Raw genomic sequence first — 23,017 nt, 5'->3', positions numbered from 1 at the left:
CCTGCTCCCCAGTTCAAAATAAACTTACTGGAACTTCCACAGGTATTTTTAATAGGCTGGCAACCACAGCAATCAATTTAGTGGGGTCTATGGGCTTAGATAAATGCTGCTGAAACCCTGCTGAAAGCGCTTCTAAGCGGTCTTCTTCTCGCGTGTATGCTGTTAAAGCGATCGCCGGGATGCATCCACCTTTTTCTGGTTCTAAAGACCGCAGTTTCCGAATCAGCGTATAACCATTTTGTTCTGACATGCCGATGTCGCTAATCAGGATATCTGGTTTTGCTTGTTCAAGTACTGCTAGCGCTTCATCGACTGATGCTACCGCAGTGGCAAATGCCCCATAGTCTTCAAACATAAAACTGAGAAAGTTACGGGTATCTGCTTCATCATCTACAACTAAAACCCTTAATCCAGCAAAGGACATAGAATCTACAAGGGAGGAAGTTTCTTCTACTGCTTCTTTATTCCCCCTGCTGCCCCTATTGTCTTGTAGCAGTGGTAGTCTCACAGTAAAGATTGCTCCTTGTCCTGTGCCCGGACTTTGGGCAAAGATTGTGCCTTTGTGCAGTTCTACTAAATGACGGACGATCGCTAATCCTAGTCCTAATCCATTGTGCGATCGCGTTGTAGTACTGTCTGCTTGCCGGAAACGCTCAAATACTTTCGGTAAAAACTCTGGACTGATGCCAATACCTGTATCGATAACTTGAATTTGAGCGTACTGAGATTTTTTATTTTGAGATTTTGCGGAAAGTCTGAGGGTCGCTTCCCGATCATCAGAACTTTCCAAGACGGATTTTAGATTACTGCTTTCATCAATGTTTGAAGAGTCTAAATTTTCACCATCAGATCCCAATCCACAGTCTGAAATCGAAAATCCAAAATAGGTTGATAGCCTAACTTCTACCCTACCACCCTTAGATGTAAACTTAATGGCATTAGTTAGTAAGTTCCAGACAACTTGCTGTAAACGGGCTGGATCGCCATAAACTGACCCTACCGAAGTATCCAGGAAAGTATTTAATTGAATATCTTTTGGCTCTGCCAGGGGACGCACTGCTTCCAGAGCTGCTTCCATCACGGAGATCAGATTCACAGCAGATACATTTAACCGCAACTGACCACGGATAATCCGGGATACATCCAAGATATCCTCAATTAGTTGCATCTGAGATACAGCGTTGCGTTCAATCGCCTCTAGAGCGCGGGAAGTAGCTTTGTCATCAAGTTTCTTAGAGCGCAGGATTTTTGACCAGCCCAGCATTGAGGTTAAGGGTGTGCGGAGTTCGTGGGAGAGAACGGCGAGAAACTCATCTTTCATCCGATTTGCTGCTTCTGCTTCCTGTCTTGCCGTCTGTTCTCGAATCACTTGAGCGCGGACTTCTTCTGCCTGCTTGCGTTCAGTAATATCTTCGAGGGTGCCTACATACCCCAACAATTCTCCTTGACCGGAAAGCATTGGTGATGAGCGAACCTGAACCCAACGGATGCTACCATGAGCAGTTTGAAAGCGAAACTCTTCCGAGTAGTCGCGATCTTCCTGAATATAGGCAGACCAACTGGCAACTGCTCGTTCTTTGTCTTCTGGATGAACAGATTCCAACCAGCTCTTTTCTAAACTCTCTGCCGCTATCAAGCCACAAATTGCTTGATAGCGGGGATTAGTATATCTACAGCCGCCTTCAGTATCAATTTCAAAAATGCCAACGGGTGAGCAGGTACTCAGCGATCGCAATCGCTCTTCACTTTGCCTGAGTGACCCATTCACAGCTACTAGCTGATCTGCTTGTTGCTTGACGGCTTCTGTTTTCTTAAATAGTTCAACAAATACTGTGACTTTAGAAGTCAAGATATTGGGGTCTAATGGTTTGAGCAAATAATCAACTGCACCCAAGGCATAGCCTTTAAACAGCATTTGGTCACTGGTGCTAAAGGCGGTAAGAAAGATAATCGGAGTGTGACGCGATCGCCCCCGATTGCGAATCATGGTAGCAGTTTCAAAGCCATCCATCCCTGGCATTTGCACATCCAGCAAAATCACCGCAAAATCTTGATGCAGCAGACACCTCAAAGCTTCTTCCCCAGAAGTCGCTCTTACGAGATTTTCCCCTAGTTTTTCTAGGATCGCCTCTAGTGCTAGCAAATTTTCTAGTTTATCATCTACCAAAAGGATATTTACTTTGGGTTCCATCTGCATGGGTTCATGTCCGTGATTAGTGACAAAGCTTGACCATCTGGGAAGCAATGTCTTTTAGTGTCAAAATCCAGTCTACTGCAACAGCAGAAATTGCTGCCTGTGGCATAACGTAGCTCTCAGAGGTGGCAGGTTCCTGTACAATAGCAAGCCCTCCCCGCGCTTTTATTTTCTTAAGGCCTTGCACACCATCTTGGTTTGCTCCTGTCAATATTACACCAATAACTTGCTCAGTGTAGATATCAGCTGCCGACTCAAACAGCACATCGATAGATGGTCGGGCATAAGAAACAAGCTCATCAGTCGAAAGAGCAAAGTGACCTAGTTCAACCAGCAAGTGATAATTTGCTGGAGCTAAGTAAATATACTTTGGTAGTATTTCATCTTTGTCTTCCACTTCTCGAATCAACAACGAAGTGGATTCTTGTAATAATTCCTTGAGTGTGTTGCTGCTCTCTTTATGACGGTGTTGCACGATCGCGATCGGCACTGGAAAGTCTGGTGGTAAGTTTACCAAGAGAATTTTCAATGCTGATAATCCGCCCAAAGAAGTACCAATTACCACAATTTTAAACGACACTTGTTTAGTCCTCACACCTGTAGAATGTGGGTTTCAATTTTAAGAGTTAGTTTTAAAAGTATAGGACTTACGCATTGACAGGGAAGACGAAACATGGATTATTTGAAGAACCATATCTGTCGTAGGGGCAATTCATGTAGCTTTAGCTTCCCGCAGGGTATTGCCCCTACGGTACGGGTCTAGTTTCCATCAAAGAATGATCAATAAAAGCCTAAAACGACCTATTTTGGTGAATGCATACTATTCCCAATTGTCCAATACCCAACAATTCGTGCTACCTTGAGCTTGCCACCAAAAATTGTTGCAATAATTACAGAAGTAATTTAGCTCTAAGAAAGTTAAGCTTTTTAAGCAAAGCCATCTGGTAAAATTTGTAAGGTTTCTAGAAGCTCTGAGCAATGGGATCGACTCGCGTACGGATCGCAATTGACGCAATGGGGGGGGATCACGCACCTAGTGAAATCGTTGCTGGCGCACTGCGAGCACGAGAAGAATTGGGTGTGAATATCTTGTTAGTTGGTGATCCCCAAAAAATTGAAGCCGCCTTGCCGCCAAAAACAAACTTAGGGCAGGTGGAGATCGTGACTGCTATGGAAACGATCGCAATGGATGAGGAGCCTTTAAACGCTGTTAGACGCAAACCCAAGGCTTCCATCAATGTGGCGATGGATTTGGTCAAGCAGCAGCAAGCAGATGCCGTATTTTCCGCAGGTCACTCTGGGGCAGCTATGGCATCAGCCTTGCTCCGCTTAGGACGATTGCCGGGAATTGACCGCCCAGCAATTGGGACAGTTTTTCCCACGATTATCGCTGGTAAGCCAGTGCTGGTGCTTGATGTCGGTGCGAATGTAGACTGCCGTCCGAAGTTTTTAGAGCAGTTTGGTGTCATGGGATCGGCTTACAGTCAGTATGTCTTAGGTACAACTGAACCGAAGGTAGGTTTGTTGAATATCGGCGAAGAAGACTCTAAAGGCAATGACGCAGCCGTTCGCGCCCACCAAATGTTAAGCGAAAATTCTCAAATTAATTTTATTGGCAATGCCGAAGGGCGTGATGTCCTTTCCGGTCGCTTTGATGTGATTGTCTGTGATGGCTTTGTCGGCAATATATTGTTAAAATTTGCCGAAGCAGTCGGAGAAGTTATCCTGCAAATTTTACGGGAAGAACTACCCCAAGGATTGCACGGTCAAATCGGTTCAGCACTATTAAAACCAAACCTGAAGCGGATTAAGCAACGGATGGATCACGCAGAACACGGCGGAGCCTTGCTGTTAGGCGTAGCAGGAGTCTGTTTTATCGGTCACGGTAGCTCACAAGCACCTTCAATTTTTAATGCAATTCGCATGGCAAAAGAAGCTGTTGACAACCAGGTAGTACAACGAATTCAGTCCCAATATATCCTAGAGCGCGAGAGCGGTTAGCGATTCAGTTATAAGTCATGAGTCATTAGTCATTAGTCATTTCCAAGGACGAAAGACAAAGGACGAAAGACAAGGGACAAAAGACAAAAAGCTAATAGCTCGGGAGATTAGGAGTGCAAAACTTAGGTATAGCAATTACGGGAAGTGGCTCGGCAGTACCAGCAACTTCCCTGCACAACCAGAGATTGACTGAACTGGTTGAAACTTCAGACGAGTGGATTACTACAAGAACCGGAATTCGTCAACGGCGATTAGCGCTGCCATCCGAGTCATTGAGTGGACTCGCCACTGCTGCCAGCATTCAGGCGATCGCAGCTTCGGGAATCAAACCAGAAGACTTAGACCTGATTCTGCTGGCGACTTCTACCCCTGATGATCTATTTGGTAGTGCTTGTCAAGTACAGGCTCAATTAGGAGCCACCAACGCAGTAGCTTTTGACTTGACAGCTGCCTGCTCCGGCTTTGTGTTTGGTCTAGTTACAGCAGCCCAATACATCAGAACAGGTGTTTATCGAAATGTACTGTTGATAGGGGCAGATGTTCTCTCTCGCTGGGTAGATTGGCAAGATCGGCGCAGTTGTGTATTATTCGGCGATGGTGCAGGAGCAGTAGTATTGCAGGCTGACAAAAGCGATCGCTTATTGGGATTTGCACTTAAAAGTGATGGGACTCAAAACCATCACCTCAACCTTGCATACGCAGGCACTTCCCAAGAACTACTCTCAGGTGTAAATATCACTAAAGGTACTTACCAACCCATTACTATGAACGGCAAAGAAGTCTACCGCTTTGCAGTCCAAAAAGTGCCAGAAATCATTGACAAAGCCTTGTTTCAAGCCAACCTCAGTGTTGACCAAATAGATTGGCTGCTATTGCATCAAGCCAATCAGCGGATTATTGATGCCGTTGCCCAACGCCTAAATATCCCAGAACACAAGATTATCAGTAATCTCGCCCAGTACGGCAATACCTCTGCTGCTTCCATCCCCTTAGCTTTAGATGAAGCAGTACGACAAGGCAAAATTAAACCCAATGACATCGTTGCTACATCTGGTTTTGGTGCCGGTCTTACCTGGGGCGCGGCAATTTTTCAATGGGGAAGGTGACTCAATTTTGGATTTTGGATTTTGGATTTTAGATTGACCCCATCTATAGAATCCTCTTTCTTCGATCAAGAATTTTAGATTTTACATTTGTTCTCGCATTTAAATTTGCTTGCTCTCATTTAAAATCTAAAATTCCGTAAATATTTTGTCCTTTGTTAATGACCAATGACTAAAACTGCATGGGTGTTTCCCGGACAAGGTTCCCAAGCACTGGGAATGGGAATGGACTTATTAGATATACCCGCCGCTAAAGACAAATTTGCCCAAGCCGAGGAAATTTTGGGCTGGTCTGTAACAGAAATCTGTCAAAGCGAAGAAGAAAAGTTATCACATACTCTATATACCCAGCCGAGTCTTTATGTGGTAGAAAGCATTCTTGCTGACCTTCTGAGAGAGCGAGGACACTGGCCTGATTTAGTTGCTGGACACAGCTTAGGAGAATATACTGCCCTTTACATCGCGGGTGTCTTTGAGTGGTCGGCTGGTTTATATCTGGTAAAGCGTCGTGCGGAACTCATGGATAGTGCCATCGGTGGTATGATGGCGGCTTTGATGAACTTTGACCATGAACAGTTGGAAAAAGTCATTGCCCAAACGCCTGATGTCGTGGTGGCAAATGACAATAGTTCGGCTCAGGTGGTAATTTCAGGCAAGACTGAGGCTGTACAAGCAGTGATTTCTCAAGTTAAAGCAAAGCGTGCTATTCCTTTAAAAGTTTCTGGAGCATTTCACTCACATTTAATAGCAGCTGCCGCTACAGAATTCCAAGACATTTTAGAATCTGTAGAATTCCAAACAGCTACTATACCAGTTTTATCTAATGTAGAACCAATTCCGTCTATTGATGGCGATATTTTAAAGCAGCGTTTAAACAAACAAATGACTGGTTCAGTCCGCTGGCGAGAAATTTCTCTACAATTCCCAGCCAACGGCATCCAGCGAGTAGTGGAAATTGGCCCTGGGAAAGTCCTAACTGGCTTGATTAAACGTAGTAGCCCATGCTTAATGTTAGAAAACATCCATAGCGTTGCTGATTTGCCTATTTAATTTTTTAGGGATACTCTGCCAACGAGTCTAAATCACTTATCAATAGCTAATACCAGACCTTCACGGGCTAGTAATGCTTCAGAAAAGGCAGATTTAACATCAACTTGAACCTGATCAAGAAAATCATCATCGTCATCTGGGTGATGATGAGAAATGGCTAGCCCTTGGACACCAGCACTAAGAGCCGTATTCATCGCAGCTTGCCAGAGTAAATCAGCACAGTCATGATTGTGAGATGTCGGAGGAGTGTAGGTAGCATTGGCAATAAGTAAGTTAACGCCTTTAATGAACTGTAAAACCTGCTCTCGCTCTATTTGCTCCGCATTCGGATTCAAATCCGTGATGTAGGCAACACTATATTCTTGCCAAGTGACACGGTAGCCAACTGACCGCTGAGTTTGATTAATCAATGCGGTTGTAATGATCACATCATCCAGCCTCACGTCACTGTCTAAAGTCAAATTGTAAAACTGTAATTCCGACTGCATTACCTGCAAAGGGTAAGGAAAGTGTGGCTGGAGCATCTGATCGTACAGACATTGTTTGATTGAGGCTCCATTTGAAGCAGCTGTGCCGTAAATGTGAAAGCAATTTTCCTCAATAAATGCGGGAGCAAAAAAGGGAAAACCTTGAATACGATTTGATTGACAGTTAGTAAAAAATAAATGGGCTTCTACTGGCTGTTGCAGTTGTTGCCAAGTTTTACCCAGTATGCGTAAGCCAGTACCGCCATCAAAAATCAAACGTTTCCCGCCTACATGGATTTCTACACAAGCAGTATTACCACCATAGCGGCTAGTGTTGCTGCCTGGAGTGGCAATTAAACCTCTTACACCCCAGAATTTCACGAGAAACTCACCTTCTGGGCTATTTAGCAGGGTAGTTGACTTTTCTCTTATGTAGCTCTCGGAACCCGACAACTCAAAATTTGACATTTTTCTTGAAATTAGACCTTACTGAGCAAGTCATTGTAGCGCCGCACTTCCAACAGCTTGTTTTTTTCGTCCACAATGACTACCGTAGGAGAGTAATTTTTTAACTCTTCTGGAGTGAACTGCCCGTAAGTCATTATAATCAAGCGATCGCCAATAATGCCTAAACGTGCCGCAGCTCCATTGAGCTCAATTATTCCTGAATGGGCTAGAGCGGGGATCGCATAAGTAATAAAGCGTTTCCCATTGGCATTATTCACTACTTGCACCTGCTCATAGGGTAAAATGCCAGCTTTTTCCAGGAGAATTTTATCAATGCTGATACTACCCACGTAGTTGATATTTGCCCCCGTGAGGGTGCAGTTATGAATTTTTGCCAATAGGAGAGTGCGCTGCATTCTGGTTTGGGGTTGGTGGCAGTTTTTGTGAGATGTAACAAGGGAAAGTTATTAAATCTAGAAGTTAGGAGTAAGGAATAAATTTATAACTCCTAACTCCTAACTCTTTTATTATCCTCTATAAGCTTTAATGGATTTTTCTACTAAAGCTGCAACCTTGTCCACATCTTGCCAACCGAGAATTTCAGTCACCTTTTTTTCCAAATTTTTATAACTGCGGAAAAATTCGGCAATTTCATCTAAGCGGTGCGGCGCTATGTCTTTCAGGGATTTTACTTGAGCGTAGCGCGGATCTTTGTCAGGAACACAAAGAATTTTTTCATCGCGATCGCCGCCGTCAATCATCTCCAAAAAGCCAATCGGTCGTGCGGCAATCACACAGCCTGGAAAGGTTGGCTCGTCAATTATGACCATACCATCTAGGGGATCGCCATCTTCAGCCAAAGTATTGGGTACAAAGCCGTAGTCATAAGGATATTGTACCGACGAAGAAAGTACTCGGTCTAGAGCAAAAGCTTCTAGTTCCTTGTCGTATTCGTATTTATTTTTACTTCCGCCTGTAATTTCAATCAAAACGTTGATTAGACCCGGTTTTGGTTGGGCAGCAATACGAGATAAGTCCACAAAAAACTCCTCCGCTAACAGTGAATTCATGGGGGCACTCAGCTTCGCTCCCCGTGTAGAATTTTAGGACAATATGGGTCTCTTCCCAAGGTATTCATTTCACTGCATTGGTGACAGGGAATGATCTGCGCCCTGTAACCTGTACCCCATTACCTTATTCTGTCCTCAGTCCCCTGGAATTAGCCAAACAATGGAAAAAGCGTTGCGAAGAAACTTCGCAACGCTTTTTCCAAGAGGGTTTTATGGATTTCCCCCGCCCTTAATTGTTGTTGGAGGGATTTCTGCCCTTACTCTATTTAAGACAGATGAACTACATTCATGTTTACAGATATTATCTCAAAATCTGTTTTCTCCTTGTTTGTAGCTCTCCTGATGGTGAAATATTACTGGGAAGTTTTATCACTCTTTACTTCCTTGTAGGTTTTGGATCAGGGGTTGCTGGTTATTTTGAACATTAGTCGAAGAATAGTGGGCGATGACAAAGACGGGTAGGATGAGAGTTAAAAGAGCGATCGCAGTTCCCACAATATCTGCCAAACGTTGGGAATATGTGTCGGCAGAATTGGCAGGCTGGCTATTTGAATTCATACAAAATTGAAGTTATTCGTATCACTGTGTAGGTCTAGTCTCTGATCGAGAGTCTTGATGCTATTTTAGCTATTTTGCAACCATAAAACGTCTAGTTAATAAGCTAAACCAGTTTTATAACCGTCATAATAGCGTTTTTATCCATGAAATTCTTAATACAAAGTCACAAGTAAACAATCATATTTTATTTTGTGGTTAATATTTTCAGATGTTTACCTGCATTGTGTAACGGATCACATAGGCACAACCTATATCAACAGCATTATCAATTACATTTTTTTGCTGCTTAAAGATTAATTAACAAGGTGTTTTTGTTCTTTACTTCATCACTATAACATCCTGCAACGCCTTTTGTAAGGTCATTTTAATATAATCGCTAATTTGTGATACAGAACACAAAATCAGCAAACCCACTGATAGGTATTAAGTATTTTCGATTGTTCTACTGTAGTTATACACAAAAATATTTGACACCAGATAACAAACAGATAGAATGATTTCTATAACCACTCCTAACTACCGAAAAAATACAGTTATATTAATTGTGTTGTGCAGCATATATTCAGTGATATCACTAAATAAATAATTAACTAGTTAAAAAAAAACCGCCATTATAGTAGGGCGGTCTGTTAAGCAATCGGAGGGTAATTACAGGTTACTCTGCTAATAAATGAAATTGCTGTAACGAAGTTTGCACTTGTAAATTGGGCGTTGGGCAAAACAGTTCCGTTAGCGGATAGCTAGGGTTTAGCCCGTTCCGAGTCAAGAGTGCTGATTCAGGAGTGCTGAGTGCTGAGTACTGAGTGCTGAGTAACCCCATAGATAAATCTAGGGGATTGAAGTAAGGACGCATTAAATATGCGCTACGCATCTCGAAATAAATATCTATTTCTTTTTCCATTGCCTTTAGGCAGGGGCTTTAGACCTTTTGTGCTGAGTGCGATTATTACTTTTTTTACTCAGCACTCGTTACTCAGCACTCAGCACTGTTTCGGTAAAGAAGTGAGATTCCCCACTCAGCACCAGCACTACTACTTTCCGTAAACACTCATTGGTTCTTTGATAAATCGGGTGTAAAGATGCTTAAACGTAGACTTAATTACGCGAGGCATACCAAAATCGATGGGTATCAACTTGTCTGGCAGCCGCCAATCTTCTATTTTTAATAAGTCAGGATTTAAATGCGGAAACTCTATATCAGCAAGTTCTGGACAAACTCCTAGCCTTTGGGAAGCTGCAACTGTGGGCACTTGTTCAGGAGAAACATTGAGGATTTCCACCATTGCCCGATCTAAAGCAAATATATCTGATGCAGCTGCTAAAATGCCCAGGTGACGAGGTTCACCATTACTGGGGCCATTACCTTCATGACCGATAATCCCATCTAATATGGTTAAGTTAGGGTTAATTGCCCTGGCAGTTTCTACTAACATTTCACCAAATCTATTTGCGTCTTTACCAGCTTCCATGTGCCACCAAGCTTTCATTTTGCCAGGGACGCAACCAAACAAGTTTTTTACGCCTAATGTTAATGTCAATTGCATGTGTGATTTCACTTTCGGTAAGTTAATCACTACGTCTGCTTCCATTGCTTCTTTAGACAGCCGCAGATGGTTAAAATTGTCACTAATGGTTTGGTAACGTTGACCGTGAAAATCGATGATGGGCAGATTGAGTTCTTCTAAAATAGGCAGATAGCCGTTTGCTACTGCTACGCCCTTAGCACTACCAAAAGCCGGACTATCGCCCAAAAAGGGTTTACCGCCAACCTCAATTACCATCTGGGCAACTTCGTAAACCAGTTCGGCACGGGTGATACACTCTTTACCAGGACGCGTCCCTGTAAGTAGATTGGGTTTGAGTAAAACGCGATCGCCTTTTTTCACAAAGGCCGCCATTCCCCCAAAAGGTTCCAGTAGCGTTACTAAAGATTCCCGTAAGGACTCTCGTTCGTAGGATGTAGCCCGGATGAGACTAACAGATGGTTTTTGAGTCTGCATGGTGTAGATAGAGGATAGAGGGAGTGGGGAGTGGGGAGTAAGAATTTTGGATTTTAGATTTTGGATTTTAGATTGAAATTTAATCCAAAATCTAAAATCCAAAATCCAAAATTGAATTGCCCAATGCCCCATAACTTATTATTCTGTTTTGAGCGGTAAGATACCACTCATTTGTTCTAGATTTAACACTGTCGCTAAGTCTGCTTCACTCATCAATGCTCGTTCTAAAACAATTTGCCGTAGGGGTTTACCAGTTTCTAAAGATTCTTTGGCGACAGCTGCGGCATTTAAATAACCGATGTGGGTATTTAGTGCGGTTACTAAAGCTAAACTGCCTTCGGCATAAGCTAAACAACGTTCCTGGTTAGCAGTAATTCCCTGGATGCAGCGTTCGGTGAGTGCGGCGATCGCATTGCCGAGAATTTCGATACTGTGAATTAGGTTATAGGCAATTAGCGGCATCATCACATTTAATTCTAATTGTCCGGCTTGTGCGGCTAAAGCGATCGCACTGTCGTAACCCATTACCTGAAAACATACCATTGATGTCATCTCTGCCATGACTGGGTTATATTTCCCTGGCATAATCGAGGAACCGGGTTGCACTGGAGGTAGTTGAATTTCTTTCAAGCCAGTTTTTGGCCCCGAATCCATCAGCCGCAAATCGTGAGAGATTTTGACTAAATCCTGCGCTAAGTTGCGTAAAGCACCGGAAACATTTACAAATGGTGCCATACTTTGCATGACTGCCATGAGATGGGGCGCAGGTTCTAGGGGAGTTTCAATCAATTCTGAGAGAACTTCTACTACACGAGCGCGATACAAAGGATGAGTATTTAACCCCGTTCCGGCTGCACTACCTCCCAAACCTAGCACCATCAAATCACCAGAGGCGGTGTAAATCCGGTTTTGGTGTTCTGTAAGGATTTGCGCCCAAGCCCGAAAATTCTCACCCAAACGCACTGGTACAGCGTCTTGCAAGTGGGTTCTGCCAGATTTGACGATATCTTGAAATTCTACAGCTTTGTCTTCTAAAGATGCGATCGCCTGTTCTAAACCTGGGTGTAATGTCTGGGATAATGCCAATAAACCACCAATACGAATTGCTGTAGGAATCACATCATTGGTAGACTGCCCATAGTTAACGTGGTCATTGGGACTAACAAGTTTATAGTTACCCTTTTCTTCACCCAAAATTTCTAAAGCGCGATTTGCTAGAACTTCGTTGACGTTCATGTGGTGGGAAGTTCCAGCACCAGCTTGATAAACATCGACGACAAACTGATCGCGCAACTTCCCAGCCAGGATTTCATCAGTTGCTTGAACAATCGCCTGACTAATATCTTGGGGAATGCAACTCAGTTCACCATTTACAATTGCTGTAGCTTTTTTAATTATCAGACAAGCATCTACGTAAGTAGCTAAAGGTTTGATGCCGCTAATGGAGAAGTTTTCCATTGCCCGCAGTGTTTGAATGCCGTAATAAACGCTACTAGCAATTTGGCGATCGCCCATCGAATCGCGCTCGATGCGGAATTGGGAGTCTGTGTATTCAGTCATAGTATTGTTTTAAGAGAGCTACAGAAAAGAGATTTTCCCATGCAAGCATACTCAGATACACTAATTTGCATAGATTTTGCATAGTTGCTTGTTGCTTTAGAATTTTGAATTTTTATTTTTGGATTCCCTATGACTATACCCAACTGGATTACCTTCTCTCGCCTTCTGGGTGTACCATTTCTGCTTTATGGCTTGTACAACCCCACACCTCAAGCTAGATGGATATGTTTGGCGATTTTTATCATTGCTGCGTTAACTGATTGGTTAGACGGTTATTTAGCGCGGAAACTTAACCAAATTACTGACTTGGGTAAATTTCTTGATCCCTTAGTGGATAAATTTCTGGTACTTGCGCCGTTGATGGTTTTTATTGAATTAGGAAAAGTGCCGGCTTGGGGAGTGTTTTTGATTTTAGCGCGGGAATTAGCGATCGCTGGTTGGCGGGTAAATCAAACGACAATTACCGGGGCAAATATTTGGGGTAAACTCAAAACCGTTAGTCAAATAATAGCGATCGCGCTTCTGATTGCGCCCCTATCTGAAGTGTGGCAAATTCCGTCTCTGATTGCCTTTTGGATTTCTGTAGGTTTGACTTTAATCTCTGGGGGTATTTATCTTTTGCCGCAAAAAGCTAGCACTGCTGATTGAAAACGTCTATTGTATCGATAGTAAAAACCGCCAAAATGCAAAATCAACCAGATAGATTAGACCGGATAGAGGCGACATTAGACCGAGTAGCACAGCAACTTGATAATCAAGTGATGATGAATGCCGAATTAAAGCAGTCAGTAAGTGCGTTAGTAGAAACAGCAAACATCCACCAGCAGGGACTTGAGCTTTTAGCTCGTGAGATGAGAGAGCAACGTGCTGAAATCAGAGAGCAGCACACTGACATTAGCCAATTACAAGAGTTTCAGCGAACGACCAGCGCGGCACTTGACCGCATTAGCGCGGTTTTAGATTATTTGGTGCGGCAAGACAATCAAAACCTTGACTCCTAGCATGGCATTAGCGCTGCTTTTACTTTGAATTGGGATATATCACTAGGTAACAAACGAGAACATGAATGAAACCACAATATAGTACAGTACAGTTCAGATAAGACCAAAACATTTGTAGAGACGGCGATTTATCGCGTCTCAAAAACCCAAAATTTTGTACCAGTAGCCCTTAACTGAACCGTATTGCAATATACTATTGTGATCCAGTGGTCGCTGGAAGATAAAAAGTACGTTGTCAGCCTACCTGAGTTTGGCCCCTATGCACACACTCATGGAAATACCTACGCGGATGCTCTTAATAATGGTGAGGAAGTGCTGGAACTTTTGATTGAAGATTACCAAGCACAAGGAAAACCACTGCCAGAGCCTTTAACTGCAAACGTTTCCTTTCGGTTTGTTTAATGCTCACCCTAATTATTAGCAGTCTTTTGCCTTGACTTTAATATCTGGGGCAATTCACCTCATACTACAAAATCCAAATAGGGAAAATATACCGTTAGGTACAAAGTGAACCCCAAAAAGCTGCATAGGACTAATTTTTTTCTATTTGGAATTCCCTTTTAACTCGGAACTTGAGCCTTTTAACTCGGAAGTTGCACCTTTTAACTCGGAACTTGAGCCTTTTAACTCGGACGTTGCACCTTTTAACTCGGAACTTGAGCCTTTTAACTCGGAAGTTGCACCTTTTAACTCGAAACTTGAGCCTTTTAACTCGGAAGTTGCACCTTTTAACTCGGAAGTTGCACCTTTTAACTCGACACTTCAAGATCAAAAGTTCAAAACTCGGAATTTATAGAATTCGCAAACAAGTAAAGAATCGAGTTATGCGAATGTAAGAGGCAACTTAGCGCCTCATTTTCATACAACTACTAATTAGTTCCTAAAAATCATTCCCAGCTAATCCAGTAACATCAGTTTGAAGAGCAAACAAATCACCAGAGTAAAAACTTTTATCAATCTCCGCTTGGCTGAGTCCAACTGAAGCAGTGGTGATGTAAAGTGTTTGTAAATTCTCGCCCCCAAAGGTGCAGTTAGTCGGCAATTGCACAGGTAGCTTGATCCGCAATATCTCTTCACCCTTGGCGTTAAAACGAATCACACACCATCCATCCCACATGGCTGACCAGAGATATCCTTCACTGTCTATCGTCAACCCATCTGGGTAGAAAGATTCATTAGTTAAATCAACAAAAATCCGACGATTACTAATGTTTCCTGTTACTGAATTAAAGTCATAAGCATATATTTTTTGCTGGGGAGAATCTGTCAAATAAAATGTCTTTTGATCAGGACTCCAACCCAGACCGTTAGAGATAGTCAATCCTGTTTCCATTACATGCAATGAACCATCATGGTCATAGCGATAAAGACTACCCTGGGGTTTGTCCGAAGAACACATCGAACCGATCCAGAAACGGCCTTGAGGGTCACATTTAGCATCGTTAAAACGGTTATTTGGTAAATGTGCTTCCATTTCTAAAATGGGGGTAACTTCACCTGTTTGTGTGTTGAGAAATGCCAGGTGATGACGGAGTGCCATAATTAATCTATCTTTACCTGCTATTGCGATCGCGCCTACAACATCTCCCACATCAAAAAAGCGGTCTTTCCCCGTAGCAGGATTAAACTGATGCACTCGATGGTTATAGATATCGACCCAGTAAAGTAGGTTTTTGGTTGAGTCCCAGATGGGGCCTTCACCTAAACGCGCACGGGCTTCTAGAACATTGTGTAGTGGATATTGCAGTTCGTTCATTTTATCAACCAATAACACCAATTACAGAAAGTAATTTCAGTTATAAGCTTCTTTTTGGCTGATTTAACAGTTTCCGTTTGATAAGTGAACCCAAGCCTAAGCCACCCAAAACCATAAGACTTAATGCCGAAGAAGATTCGGGGACAGCGACATTTACTTTGATGTTGTCCAGTAGAAAACCTTCATTAAAAAAAGAAAATGTACCGCCGCGAAAGCCCTGGAACTTTAGCGAGAGTAAAGATGTTGTACTCCAAGCCGTATCTAATACTGCTGCTTCAAAATCAGCAACACCTCCAGGACCATCGTTTATACCATCAAGAAATAACACCTGGGTGAGCGTTCCGCCACCTATAACATTACCCGTCAATTGAATCCGATCTGCATTGAATATTGAGGTATTTGTCAACTCAGCAATATCAAGAGCAAGCAATTGAAAAGGTAAACCTTTATCGTTACTTAAATTCACTGGTTGGGTTCTCGTACCTCCTGAACCAACGCCCGCACCAAAACCTGAAATAGTCAGAGTTTTAGTACCATTTGCAGCACAATTGGGACTGCAAGGATTACCATTTATAAGTGTACCGAGTCCTGGATCTTCAGCTGATACAAATGTAAATCCTCGGCTAGAAAGACTAGTAACGCCAAAATTTGCAATGAGATCGGTATCCTCAAAATCAATATTGATTTGAGCCGCATTCGCGCGTTGGAAAATACCAAAGGCGAAAACTATAACAGACGCTAATCTAATAACTGTTGTGTTCATGGCTTGATCGCATCTGCAAGTGCGTAAAAGTATTGGATTGGCAAAGCATAACAGCTTTACAACTCAATATCAAGGTACAGGACATTGAGTACTGCGGCATAGTCGCAGGCATCTGTAATGAGATGAGTCTTAATAAAGCAAATCAATTGAGAAAACATACGAAGGTATCGAACGCTTGTGGTTATGTTGGTACGATGAAACGGTAAATTGGATTTCTACGCAGCTAGGACTTACGCATTGACAGAAGCAATTAAATATGAATATGGGTTTTCAGACATTTAAGTTTGATTTTTTCACCATTAGCCAGCGATGCCTGCGGCGGGCTGCGCCTACGCTAGTGATCTAAAGCTAGTAGCGAATGGTCTGAAACAACGGATTTTCGTTGATACACATGATAGTCATTTTGTACAGTGCGTAAGTCCTGGCAGCTAGAACAAGAAAGACGACGGGCTGATAAACTAGCAGCAAAATTGCGCGAATTGGGTATCAATCCAGATGAAATATAAGGCTCAGATTCCCGACTTTTTAGATAGGTCGGGAATCTTGTGATTAAACAGCTTGTAAAATTTCCTCATCCACAGAGAAATCAACTTCAGCTTTGTCTTTTGCATTAGCCAAATAATCATTTTCCAGAGAGTCTTGTAACCCAGAAATTAAATCATATTCAGGATGCCAGTTTAATTCTGTTTGCGCTTTGTTCACTGAAGCAAAGAAATGCTGCACCCGCATTGGAAAAGCTTTGCGCTTGCCAAAATCAAACTTTTTCGGGTCATAATGAACAATTTTTACAGCATCGGGTGATTTACCAGCCGCTACAGCACTAGCACGGGCTAAACCATCAAAAGTGACAAAGCGATCGCCTGATATATTGTAAATTTGCCTGATTGCTTGTTCATTACCCAAAACCTGAGTCATTGCCTTTGCCAAGTCTTTTACATGACCTAGCTGGGTGATATGCAATCCATTTCCAGGGATGGGAATGGGGCGATCGCGCACAACTCTATCAAAAAACCAGCTTTCCAACTCGTTATAATTACGTGGCCCGTAAATATAAGTAGGACGAATGGAAGTAAAGGGCAATCCCAATTGCGTTAGGTAAACTTCTGTTTCATGCTTACCAAGGTGGCGACTTTTAGGATCTACGGGATCACCTTCTACATGGGGCAGTTGGTCAGATTTGAGATATACTCCCGCAGAACTCATATACACAAAATGTTGCACTCGGTCTTGAAATATCTCTGCTAGTGGTTGAGTATCAGTAAGTTCCCGCCCATTATTGTCAAAAACGACATCAAAATTTTCTGGTGATAATTTTGCTTTTAGCTGTGTAGCATCAGTGCGATCGCCTATAATTTGTCCTACTCCCTGTAAAGAAGGTGCTGGCCGATTCCCACGATTGAACAGCACCACCTCATGTCCTTGTTCCACTAGTAGTTGAGTCAAATAGACACCAATGAACCGAGTGCCACCCATAATTAGAATTCGCATAAATTTCTCCTTTCTATATCAGTTTTTGTCAAGGGAGTGGGGAGTGGGGAGTAGGGAGTAGGGAGTAGGGAGTAGGGAGTAGGGGAAAAATAACTATTGGTTATTCCCCACTCCCCATTCTCCATGCTCCAATCTGAGATTATCAGGTTGCAGCATCCATCTGGAACCTCTGAGGAAAAGATTGCGTCCCATTGGCTAATCTGGGGCGCTTCCCATTAATTAATGACAATGGGAAACTTTTCAGTCGGAGTCTAAGAAAACTATTTTGAATTTTGAATTTTGAATTTTGAATTGTTTAGCTGTGCCCTTAAAATATGCTCTGGTTCATGAGTGGCTGACACCCAAAGCCACCGGTGGTTCAGAACTCGTTGTGCGCGAAATTTTGAATCACATTGATGCTGATTTATATGCCCTCATTGATTTTGAATCCAGTAACCCTGAAAGTTATTTATATAAGCGTCACATTGGCAAGACGTTTCTCCAGCATTTTCCTGATGCTCGCAACGGTGTACAAAAGTACTTGCCTTTGTGGCCCTTAGCAATTGAACAACTGGATTTGCGGCACTATGACATCATTCTGTCTTCATCCCACGCTGTTGCTAAAGGAATTCTTACCACTTCGGAGCAGTTGCATATTTGCTACTGCCACAGCCCTATGCGCTATGCCTGGGATTTGACCTTCGACTATCTCCGCTACAGCAAATTGGGTAGTGGTTTAGCAGGGTGGGTAACGCGATATTTATTACATCGTTTGCGCCAGTGGGATGTACTGAGTGCCAATCGCGTTGATTACTTTATCGCCAACTCGCAGCACACAGCTCGGCGGATTTGGCGCTGCTATCGGCGAGAAGCAGCAGTCATTTACCCACCAGTGAATATTGCGGAATTTCCATTTTTGTCCCAGAAAGAAGACTTTTACCTGATAGTTTCTCGGCTAGTGAGTTATAAGCAAGTATTGTTGATCGTCAAGGCTTTTAATCAATTAAAACGACCATTAGTAGTCATTGGTACAGGAGATGAAATGAAAAGGATTCGCAAGATAGCAAACTCTAATATCCAAATACTGGGATGGCAACCCGATAATGTGGTAAAAAAATATATGGCTAGAGCTAAGGCGTTTGTGTATGCAGCTTGTGAAGATTTTGGTATCGCCTTGGTAGAGGCACAGGCGTGTGGCACACCAGTGATTGCCTACGGTGCAGGAGGTGCTTTAGAAACAGTGCGAGATATTCGCTCTTGTGGGGATACAGGAACAGGTATATTTTTCAGGACGCAAACAGAGGCAGCTTTAGTGGAGGCAGTAGAAAAGTTTGAAATGTATCAGGATTCATTCAGTTCCGAGTATATGCGATCGCACGCCGCTCAGTTTTCACCGCAAATCTTTGCAGACCGTTATCTAGATTTTGTAAACAAGTGCAACGAAAAAAGACCGTTTTTGGAATGATGGTCTGGGTTAATATAGTTATTTTTTTAGGCTTTTGGTAATTTTCCCCAGAAGCACCTCATTTTGGCTTTAATATTGGGACTATGTGTGGTGTGGATTAATTAAGGAGTATGATGACTGCCCAGAGCTCACTCCTCTCCGGCAAGCGAGGCGTACGGCAAGACACTAGAGCGTCTACGCGTACTTTATTAAAACGCGGTCAAAAAACAAAGACGCCAAAAGTTAAACCCAAAGGTTTACCTTTTCAGGGTTTAAACGGAGAGTTTGCCAAGCGACTGTTTGATATAGTGTTTTCGCTGTCGGTGTTGATTTTGTTCTTCCCCGTCTACTTAATCTTGACCTTGCTGATTGCTTTCAGCTCGGAGGGGCCGATTTTTTATATTCAAGAACGAGTGGGGAAAAACTACAAACCGTTTAATTGTATTAAATTCCGAACAATGGTAAGCAATGCGGACGAAATCCTCGTGCAAATGATGGAAACATCGCCCCAGTTACGACAAGAATTTGAGAGCAGTTTTAAGCTAAAACAAGACCCCCGGATTACCAAAATTGGTCGATTTTTGCGAATCACTAGCTTAGACGAATTTCCTCAGTTCTGGAACGTTTTAAAAGGGGACATGAGTGTAGTCGGCCCCCGTCCCCTAGTAGCAGAAGAACTACCAAAATACGGTTTTTACATTGATGAGATTTTAACAATTCGTCCAGGAATTACTGGTTTGTGGCAGGTGTCTGGGCGTAATGATATTCCCTACCCTCGGCGAGTTCAAATAGACCTGCATTATGTCAAATTTAGGAATTTCTGGCTTGATTTATGGATTATCTTGAAAACTGTTGATGTGGTCATTCTGCCCAAAAATAACGGGGCATACTGAGTAACTACTTAGGGTCGATTCTCTGGGGCAGTTAATGCCCCTAAGTACCAATTCTTGCTGTAAGACTAAACAACTGTTTATCTTTGTTTATATGGTTATCTATCCAGAAGTCTAATTTAAAATACCTATTTTATTCAGTCTTCACAAAAGCAGAGATACATAAAGTATTGATAAAAAATAACTCACATAATACACAATATTTAAAGAATCTTGATTTATCTGGGAAAAGAAAAAATATACATAATTAAACAATCTTGGTCTATCTAAGGGTGAACTTACGTGTTAAATTACTTTCTACTAAGTATATTTATTTACGGAAAAAGTCTCCTAATGACAATAAATCGTAGGTTTCCCATTAGGCAATTTAGCAATTAGCTGCTAGGTTGTATCAGATTGACTGTAACTTTTTAATCAAAGACAATAAGGGATAATTGAGTATGACGCAACAGAAGCGAGCGTTGATTACTGGTATTACTGGTCAAGATGGTTCATATCTGAGTGAGTTTTTATTAGAACAAGGTTATGAGGTTCATGGCATCATTCGCCGGACTTCTACCTTCAACACAGACCGCATCGATCACATTTACGAAGACCCCCACAAAGAAGGAGTGCGGTTGTTTCTTCACTACGGTGACTTGACAGATGGTACGACCTTGCGGCGCATTTTAGAAGAAGTCAAGCCAGTGGAGATTTACAACCTCGGCGCTCAATCCCATGTTAAAGTCAGCTTTGATTCACCAGAATACACAGTGGATGCTGTAGCAATGGGGACGCTGCGTTTGTTGGAAGCAATTCGGGACTACCAACAGCGTACCGGAATTCAGGTGCGATTTTACCAAGCCGGTTCTTCAGAAATGTACGGTTTAGTACAAGCAATACCTCAAACTGAAACAACGCCGTTTTATCCCCGCAGTCCCTATGCCTGTGCGAAAGTTTACGCCCACTGGCAAACCGTAAATTATCGTGAGTCTTACGATTTGTTTGCTTGTAATGGGATACTTTTTAACCACGAGTCACCACGGCGCGGTGAAACCTTCGTAACCCGCAAAATTACCAGAGCAGTGGCTAGTATCGTTGCTGGTAAGCAGAAAAAAATTTACATGGGTAATCTAGACTCAAAGCGAGATTGGGGCTACGCAAAAGATTACGTCAAAGCAATGTGGTTGATGTTGCAAAAAGACCAGCCAGACGATTACGTAATTTCTACTGGTGAAACCCACTCAGTGCGGGAGTTTCTGGAACTGGCATTTAGTTATGTGAATCTCAATTGGCAAGATTATGTAGAGTTTGATCAGCGTTACCTCCGTCCATCTGAGGTAGAATTATTGATTGGCGATTCTACCAAAGCACGGCAGAAGTTGGGCTGGACACCATCAATAACCTTTGAAGAACTCGTTTCCCTAATGGTAGAAGCAGACTTACAAGCATTGGGTCACACTTCACCTAATGGAAATGGTTCGCAATTTCCACATGATATTGCTACTACTCGCCAAGAACTGGGCGCTTTGCACTTCTGATTTAGATCACAGAGGATAAAAATATGACCGCCTTAGAACTAAAAAATCAACGCATTCTCGTCACTGGTGGGTCGGGGTTTCTAGGTCGTCGGGTGATAGATCAACTGTGTAAGGCAGGAGCTGATCGTGAGAAGATTACAGTACCGCGATCGCACGATTGTGATCTACGTGTTTGGGAAAATTGCCAACGTACAGTTGACCAGCAAGACATAATTGTTCACCTAGCAGCTCATGTTGGTGGCATCGGTCTGAACCGCGAAAAACCCGCAGAGTTATTCTACGATAACTTGATCATGGGAACCCAGTTAATTCACGCTGCCTATCAAGCTGAAGTAGAAAAATTCGTCTGTGTTGGCACAATCTGCGCCTATCCTAAATTCACCCCAGTGCCATTCAAAGAAGATGATCTGTGGAATGGCTACCCAGAGGAAACTAACGCCCCCTACGGAATCGCTAAAAAAGCACTTTTAGTCCAATTGCAATCTTACCGCCAGCAGTACGGTTTTAATGGGATTTATTTACTGCCAGTAAATTTATATGGCCCAGAAGATAACTTTGACCCCGGAAGTTCCCATGTCATTCCAGCATTAGTTCGTAAAGTTCACGAAGCTCAAATTCAACGAGAAAAGCAACTCCCAGTTTGGGGTGATGGTAGTCCTACCCGCGAGTTTCTATATTCAGAAGATGCAGCGAGGGGGATTGTTATGGGAACTCAATTTTATAACGAATCAGAACCGGTTAACTTGGGAACGGGTTATGAAATCTCCATCCTTAATTTAGTAACTCTAATCTGTGAGCTGATGGAGTTTAAGGGTGAAATTGTTTGGCAAACTGACAAGCCTAATGGTCAACCCCGCCGTTGTTTAGATACTGAACGAGCAAAGCAAGCCTTTAATTTCACGGCTCAGGTGAGTTTTGAAGAAGGGCTGAAGAATACCATTGAGTGGTATCGTCAACACGCTGCATAACGATGTACTGGTGATTGTAGGGTGGTATAAGCTGGGCGATGCCCAGCTTATTTGTTTGACGCTATAAATTTTTATGGAAAAAGTTAATCATCGACTAAATAAACCAGAGCTACGCCGCACTCTACTCAAAAGACGTCAATCAATGCTCGTTGGAGAGTGGAGAGAAAAAAGCGATCGCTTATGCTCTCATTTACAAAACTCTACTTTGTTCACCCAAGCAAAAACAATACTCGCTTATTTCAGCTTTCGTCAAGAACCTGACCTCAGTCCATTATTTGCAAACACCAAATACCGTTGGGGATTTCCTCGCTGTGTTGATAAATCTATATATTGGCATATTTGGACACCTAACGATTCTTTGCAAAGCGGCGCTTATGGTATTCCTGAACCACACCCCGATGCTCCAATTTTAGATGCTGCTGAAGTAGATTTGATTCTCGTCCCCAGTGTAGCTTGCGACTATCAAGGATATCGCTTGGGTTATGGCGGAGGGTATTACGATCGCTTACTCAGCTTACCGCAGTGGCAGACAAAGCCGACTGTCGGAATTGTCTTTGATTTTGCCTATTTATCCCAAATACCAATTGAACTTTGGGATAAACCACTACAAGCTGTTTTTACAGAAACCGGATTGACTCGGAAAGGCTGAAGCATTCAGGATCATGAAAACATGTTAAGGCTTACGCAGAAGAGATCCTCCAACCCCAATTTCCTCTGTTGATCATGACTATATAGCGATCGCATCTTTTTTAGGATAC

The 23,017-nt window shown here is 42.7% G+C and carries 24 protein-coding genes; 12 read left to right on the top strand and 12 right to left on the bottom strand.

Annotated features, from left to right (window positions below; genetic code table 11):
• Positions 1–13 precede the first annotated feature (13 nt).
• Complete coding sequence (locus F8S12_RS19795; RefSeq protein WP_196517798.1) at positions 14–2,197, bottom strand: hybrid sensor histidine kinase/response regulator; 2,184 nt, start codon at positions 2,195–2,197, stop codon at positions 14–16.
• A gap of 16 nt (positions 2,198–2,213) precedes the next feature.
• Complete coding sequence (locus tag F8S12_RS19790; RefSeq protein ID WP_196517797.1) at positions 2,214–2,774, bottom strand: chemotaxis protein CheB; 561 nt, start codon at positions 2,772–2,774, stop codon at positions 2,214–2,216.
• Between the two features lie 398 nt (positions 2,775–3,172).
• On the opposite strand from F8S12_RS19790, the gene plsX reads away from it, so the two are divergent.
• The 3 genes from plsX to fabD all read left to right on the top strand — a co-directional run bounded on the left by plsX (position 3,173) and on the right by fabD (position 6,348).
• Positions 3,173–4,195: a phosphate acyltransferase PlsX gene (gene plsX, locus F8S12_RS19785; RefSeq protein ID WP_196517796.1), complete on the top strand. Its 1,023-nt coding sequence runs from the start codon at positions 3,173–3,175 to the stop codon at positions 4,193–4,195.
• Positions 4,196–4,308: 113 nt separating this feature from the next.
• Positions 4,309–5,301 carry a beta-ketoacyl-ACP synthase 3 gene (locus F8S12_RS19780; RefSeq protein WP_196517795.1) on the top strand — a complete coding sequence of 331 codons (993 nt, stop codon included), beginning with the start codon at positions 4,309–4,311 and terminating at the stop codon, positions 5,299–5,301.
• Positions 5,302–5,466: 165 nt separating this feature from the next.
• Positions 5,467–6,348 carry an ACP S-malonyltransferase gene (gene fabD, locus F8S12_RS19775; protein ID WP_196517794.1) on the top strand — a complete coding sequence of 294 codons (882 nt, stop codon included), beginning with the start codon at positions 5,467–5,469 and terminating at the stop codon, positions 6,346–6,348.
• Between the two features lie 32 nt (positions 6,349–6,380).
• Here fabD and F8S12_RS19770 read toward each other — a convergent pair whose 3' ends face one another.
• The 7 genes from F8S12_RS19770 to F8S12_RS19740 all read right to left on the bottom strand — a co-directional run bounded on the left by F8S12_RS19770 (position 6,381) and on the right by F8S12_RS19740 (position 12,450).
• Complete coding sequence (locus F8S12_RS19770) at positions 6,381–7,283, bottom strand: MBL fold metallo-hydrolase (protein ID WP_196517793.1); 903 nt, start codon at positions 7,281–7,283, stop codon at positions 6,381–6,383.
• 11 nt (positions 7,284–7,294) lie between these two features.
• Positions 7,295–7,678 (bottom strand): aspartate 1-decarboxylase, encoded by a 384-nt coding sequence (gene panD / locus F8S12_RS19765; RefSeq protein WP_196517792.1) that lies wholly within the window; start codon positions 7,676–7,678, stop codon positions 7,295–7,297.
• A gap of 111 nt (positions 7,679–7,789) precedes the next feature.
• Positions 7,790–8,302 carry an inorganic diphosphatase gene (locus tag F8S12_RS19760; RefSeq protein WP_196517791.1) on the bottom strand — a complete coding sequence of 171 codons (513 nt, stop codon included), beginning with the start codon at positions 8,300–8,302 and terminating at the stop codon, positions 7,790–7,792.
• Between the two features lie 399 nt (positions 8,303–8,701).
• A complete protein-coding gene (locus F8S12_RS19755) occupies positions 8,702–8,890 on the bottom strand; it encodes a hypothetical protein (protein ID WP_196517790.1) in 189 nt (62 codons plus the stop codon).
• A gap of 655 nt (positions 8,891–9,545) precedes the next feature.
• Entirely contained in the window at positions 9,546–9,791 is a 246-nt protein-coding gene (locus F8S12_RS19750) for a hypothetical protein (RefSeq protein ID WP_196517789.1), read from the bottom strand.
• A gap of 130 nt (positions 9,792–9,921) precedes the next feature.
• Positions 9,922–10,890, bottom strand: coding sequence for a DUF362 domain-containing protein (locus F8S12_RS19745; protein ID WP_196517788.1), 969 nt, complete (start codon positions 10,888–10,890; stop codon positions 9,922–9,924).
• A 138-nt stretch (positions 10,891–11,028) separates the two neighbouring features.
• Positions 11,029–12,450: an aspartate ammonia-lyase gene (locus tag F8S12_RS19740; protein ID WP_196517787.1), complete on the bottom strand. Its 1,422-nt coding sequence runs from the start codon at positions 12,448–12,450 to the stop codon at positions 11,029–11,031.
• A 129-nt stretch (positions 12,451–12,579) separates the two neighbouring features.
• Here F8S12_RS19740 and pgsA point away from each other — a divergent pair, with 129 nt between their 5' ends.
• From pgsA to F8S12_RS19720, 4 genes are all read left to right on the top strand, one after another.
• On the top strand, positions 12,580–13,098 hold the full coding sequence (pgsA, locus tag F8S12_RS19735) for a CDP-diacylglycerol--glycerol-3-phosphate 3-phosphatidyltransferase (RefSeq protein WP_196517786.1): 519 nt from the start codon (positions 12,580–12,582) through the stop codon (positions 13,096–13,098).
• Positions 13,099–13,133: 35 nt separating this feature from the next.
• The gene (locus F8S12_RS19730) at positions 13,134–13,451 is read left to right on the top strand and encodes a hypothetical protein (RefSeq protein ID WP_230968121.1); all 318 of its coding nucleotides are present in this window, start codon (positions 13,134–13,136) and stop codon (positions 13,449–13,451) included.
• Between the two features lie 198 nt (positions 13,452–13,649).
• Complete coding sequence (locus F8S12_RS19725) at positions 13,650–13,853, top strand: type II toxin-antitoxin system HicB family antitoxin (protein WP_442946814.1); 204 nt, start codon at positions 13,650–13,652, stop codon at positions 13,851–13,853.
• 145 nt (positions 13,854–13,998) lie between these two features.
• Positions 13,999–14,247 (top strand): hypothetical protein, encoded by a 249-nt coding sequence (locus F8S12_RS19720; protein WP_196517784.1) that lies wholly within the window; start codon positions 13,999–14,001, stop codon positions 14,245–14,247.
• Positions 14,248–14,331: 84 nt separating this feature from the next.
• Here the strand turns inward: F8S12_RS19720 and F8S12_RS19715 are convergent, their stop codons facing one another.
• The 3 genes from F8S12_RS19715 to F8S12_RS19705 all read right to left on the bottom strand — a co-directional run bounded on the left by F8S12_RS19715 (position 14,332) and on the right by F8S12_RS19705 (position 17,458).
• A complete protein-coding gene (locus F8S12_RS19715) occupies positions 14,332–15,207 on the bottom strand; it encodes an SMP-30/gluconolactonase/LRE family protein (protein ID WP_196517783.1) in 876 nt (291 codons plus the stop codon).
• Between the two features lie 40 nt (positions 15,208–15,247).
• Entirely contained in the window at positions 15,248–15,970 is a 723-nt protein-coding gene (locus tag F8S12_RS19710) for a hypothetical protein (protein WP_196517782.1), read from the bottom strand.
• Between the two features lie 549 nt (positions 15,971–16,519).
• Complete coding sequence (locus F8S12_RS19705; protein ID WP_196517781.1) at positions 16,520–17,458, bottom strand: NAD-dependent epimerase/dehydratase family protein; 939 nt, start codon at positions 17,456–17,458, stop codon at positions 16,520–16,522.
• Positions 17,459–17,759: 301 nt separating this feature from the next.
• Between F8S12_RS19705 and F8S12_RS19700 the strand changes: the two genes are divergently transcribed.
• The 5 genes from F8S12_RS19700 (at position 17,760) to F8S12_RS19680 (ending at position 22,908) form a co-directional block, all read left to right on the top strand.
• Positions 17,760–18,902 carry a glycosyltransferase gene (locus F8S12_RS19700; RefSeq protein WP_196517780.1) on the top strand — a complete coding sequence of 381 codons (1,143 nt, stop codon included), beginning with the start codon at positions 17,760–17,762 and terminating at the stop codon, positions 18,900–18,902.
• A 113-nt stretch (positions 18,903–19,015) separates the two neighbouring features.
• Positions 19,016–19,774 carry a sugar transferase gene (locus F8S12_RS19695; RefSeq protein ID WP_196517801.1) on the top strand — a complete coding sequence of 253 codons (759 nt, stop codon included), beginning with the start codon at positions 19,016–19,018 and terminating at the stop codon, positions 19,772–19,774.
• 437 nt (positions 19,775–20,211) lie between these two features.
• Positions 20,212–21,291, top strand: a complete 1,080-nt coding sequence (gmd, locus tag F8S12_RS19690; protein WP_196517779.1) for a GDP-mannose 4,6-dehydratase — start codon at positions 20,212–20,214, stop codon at positions 21,289–21,291.
• A gap of 23 nt (positions 21,292–21,314) precedes the next feature.
• Positions 21,315–22,259, top strand: a complete 945-nt coding sequence (locus F8S12_RS19685; protein WP_196517778.1) for a GDP-L-fucose synthase family protein — start codon at positions 21,315–21,317, stop codon at positions 22,257–22,259.
• Positions 22,260–22,332: 73 nt separating this feature from the next.
• Positions 22,333–22,908 carry a 5-formyltetrahydrofolate cyclo-ligase gene (locus tag F8S12_RS19680; protein WP_196517777.1) on the top strand — a complete coding sequence of 192 codons (576 nt, stop codon included), beginning with the start codon at positions 22,333–22,335 and terminating at the stop codon, positions 22,906–22,908.
• The last annotated feature ends 109 nt before the right edge of the window (positions 22,909–23,017 follow it).

It is taken from the genome of Nostoc sp. WHI (genome assembly GCF_015714725.1).
Lineage (GTDB): Bacteria > Cyanobacteriota > Cyanobacteriia > Cyanobacteriales > Nostocaceae > Nostoc.
Note: the sequence above shows the minus strand (reverse complement) of the source record. Positions and strands in the feature narration are given on the sequence as shown.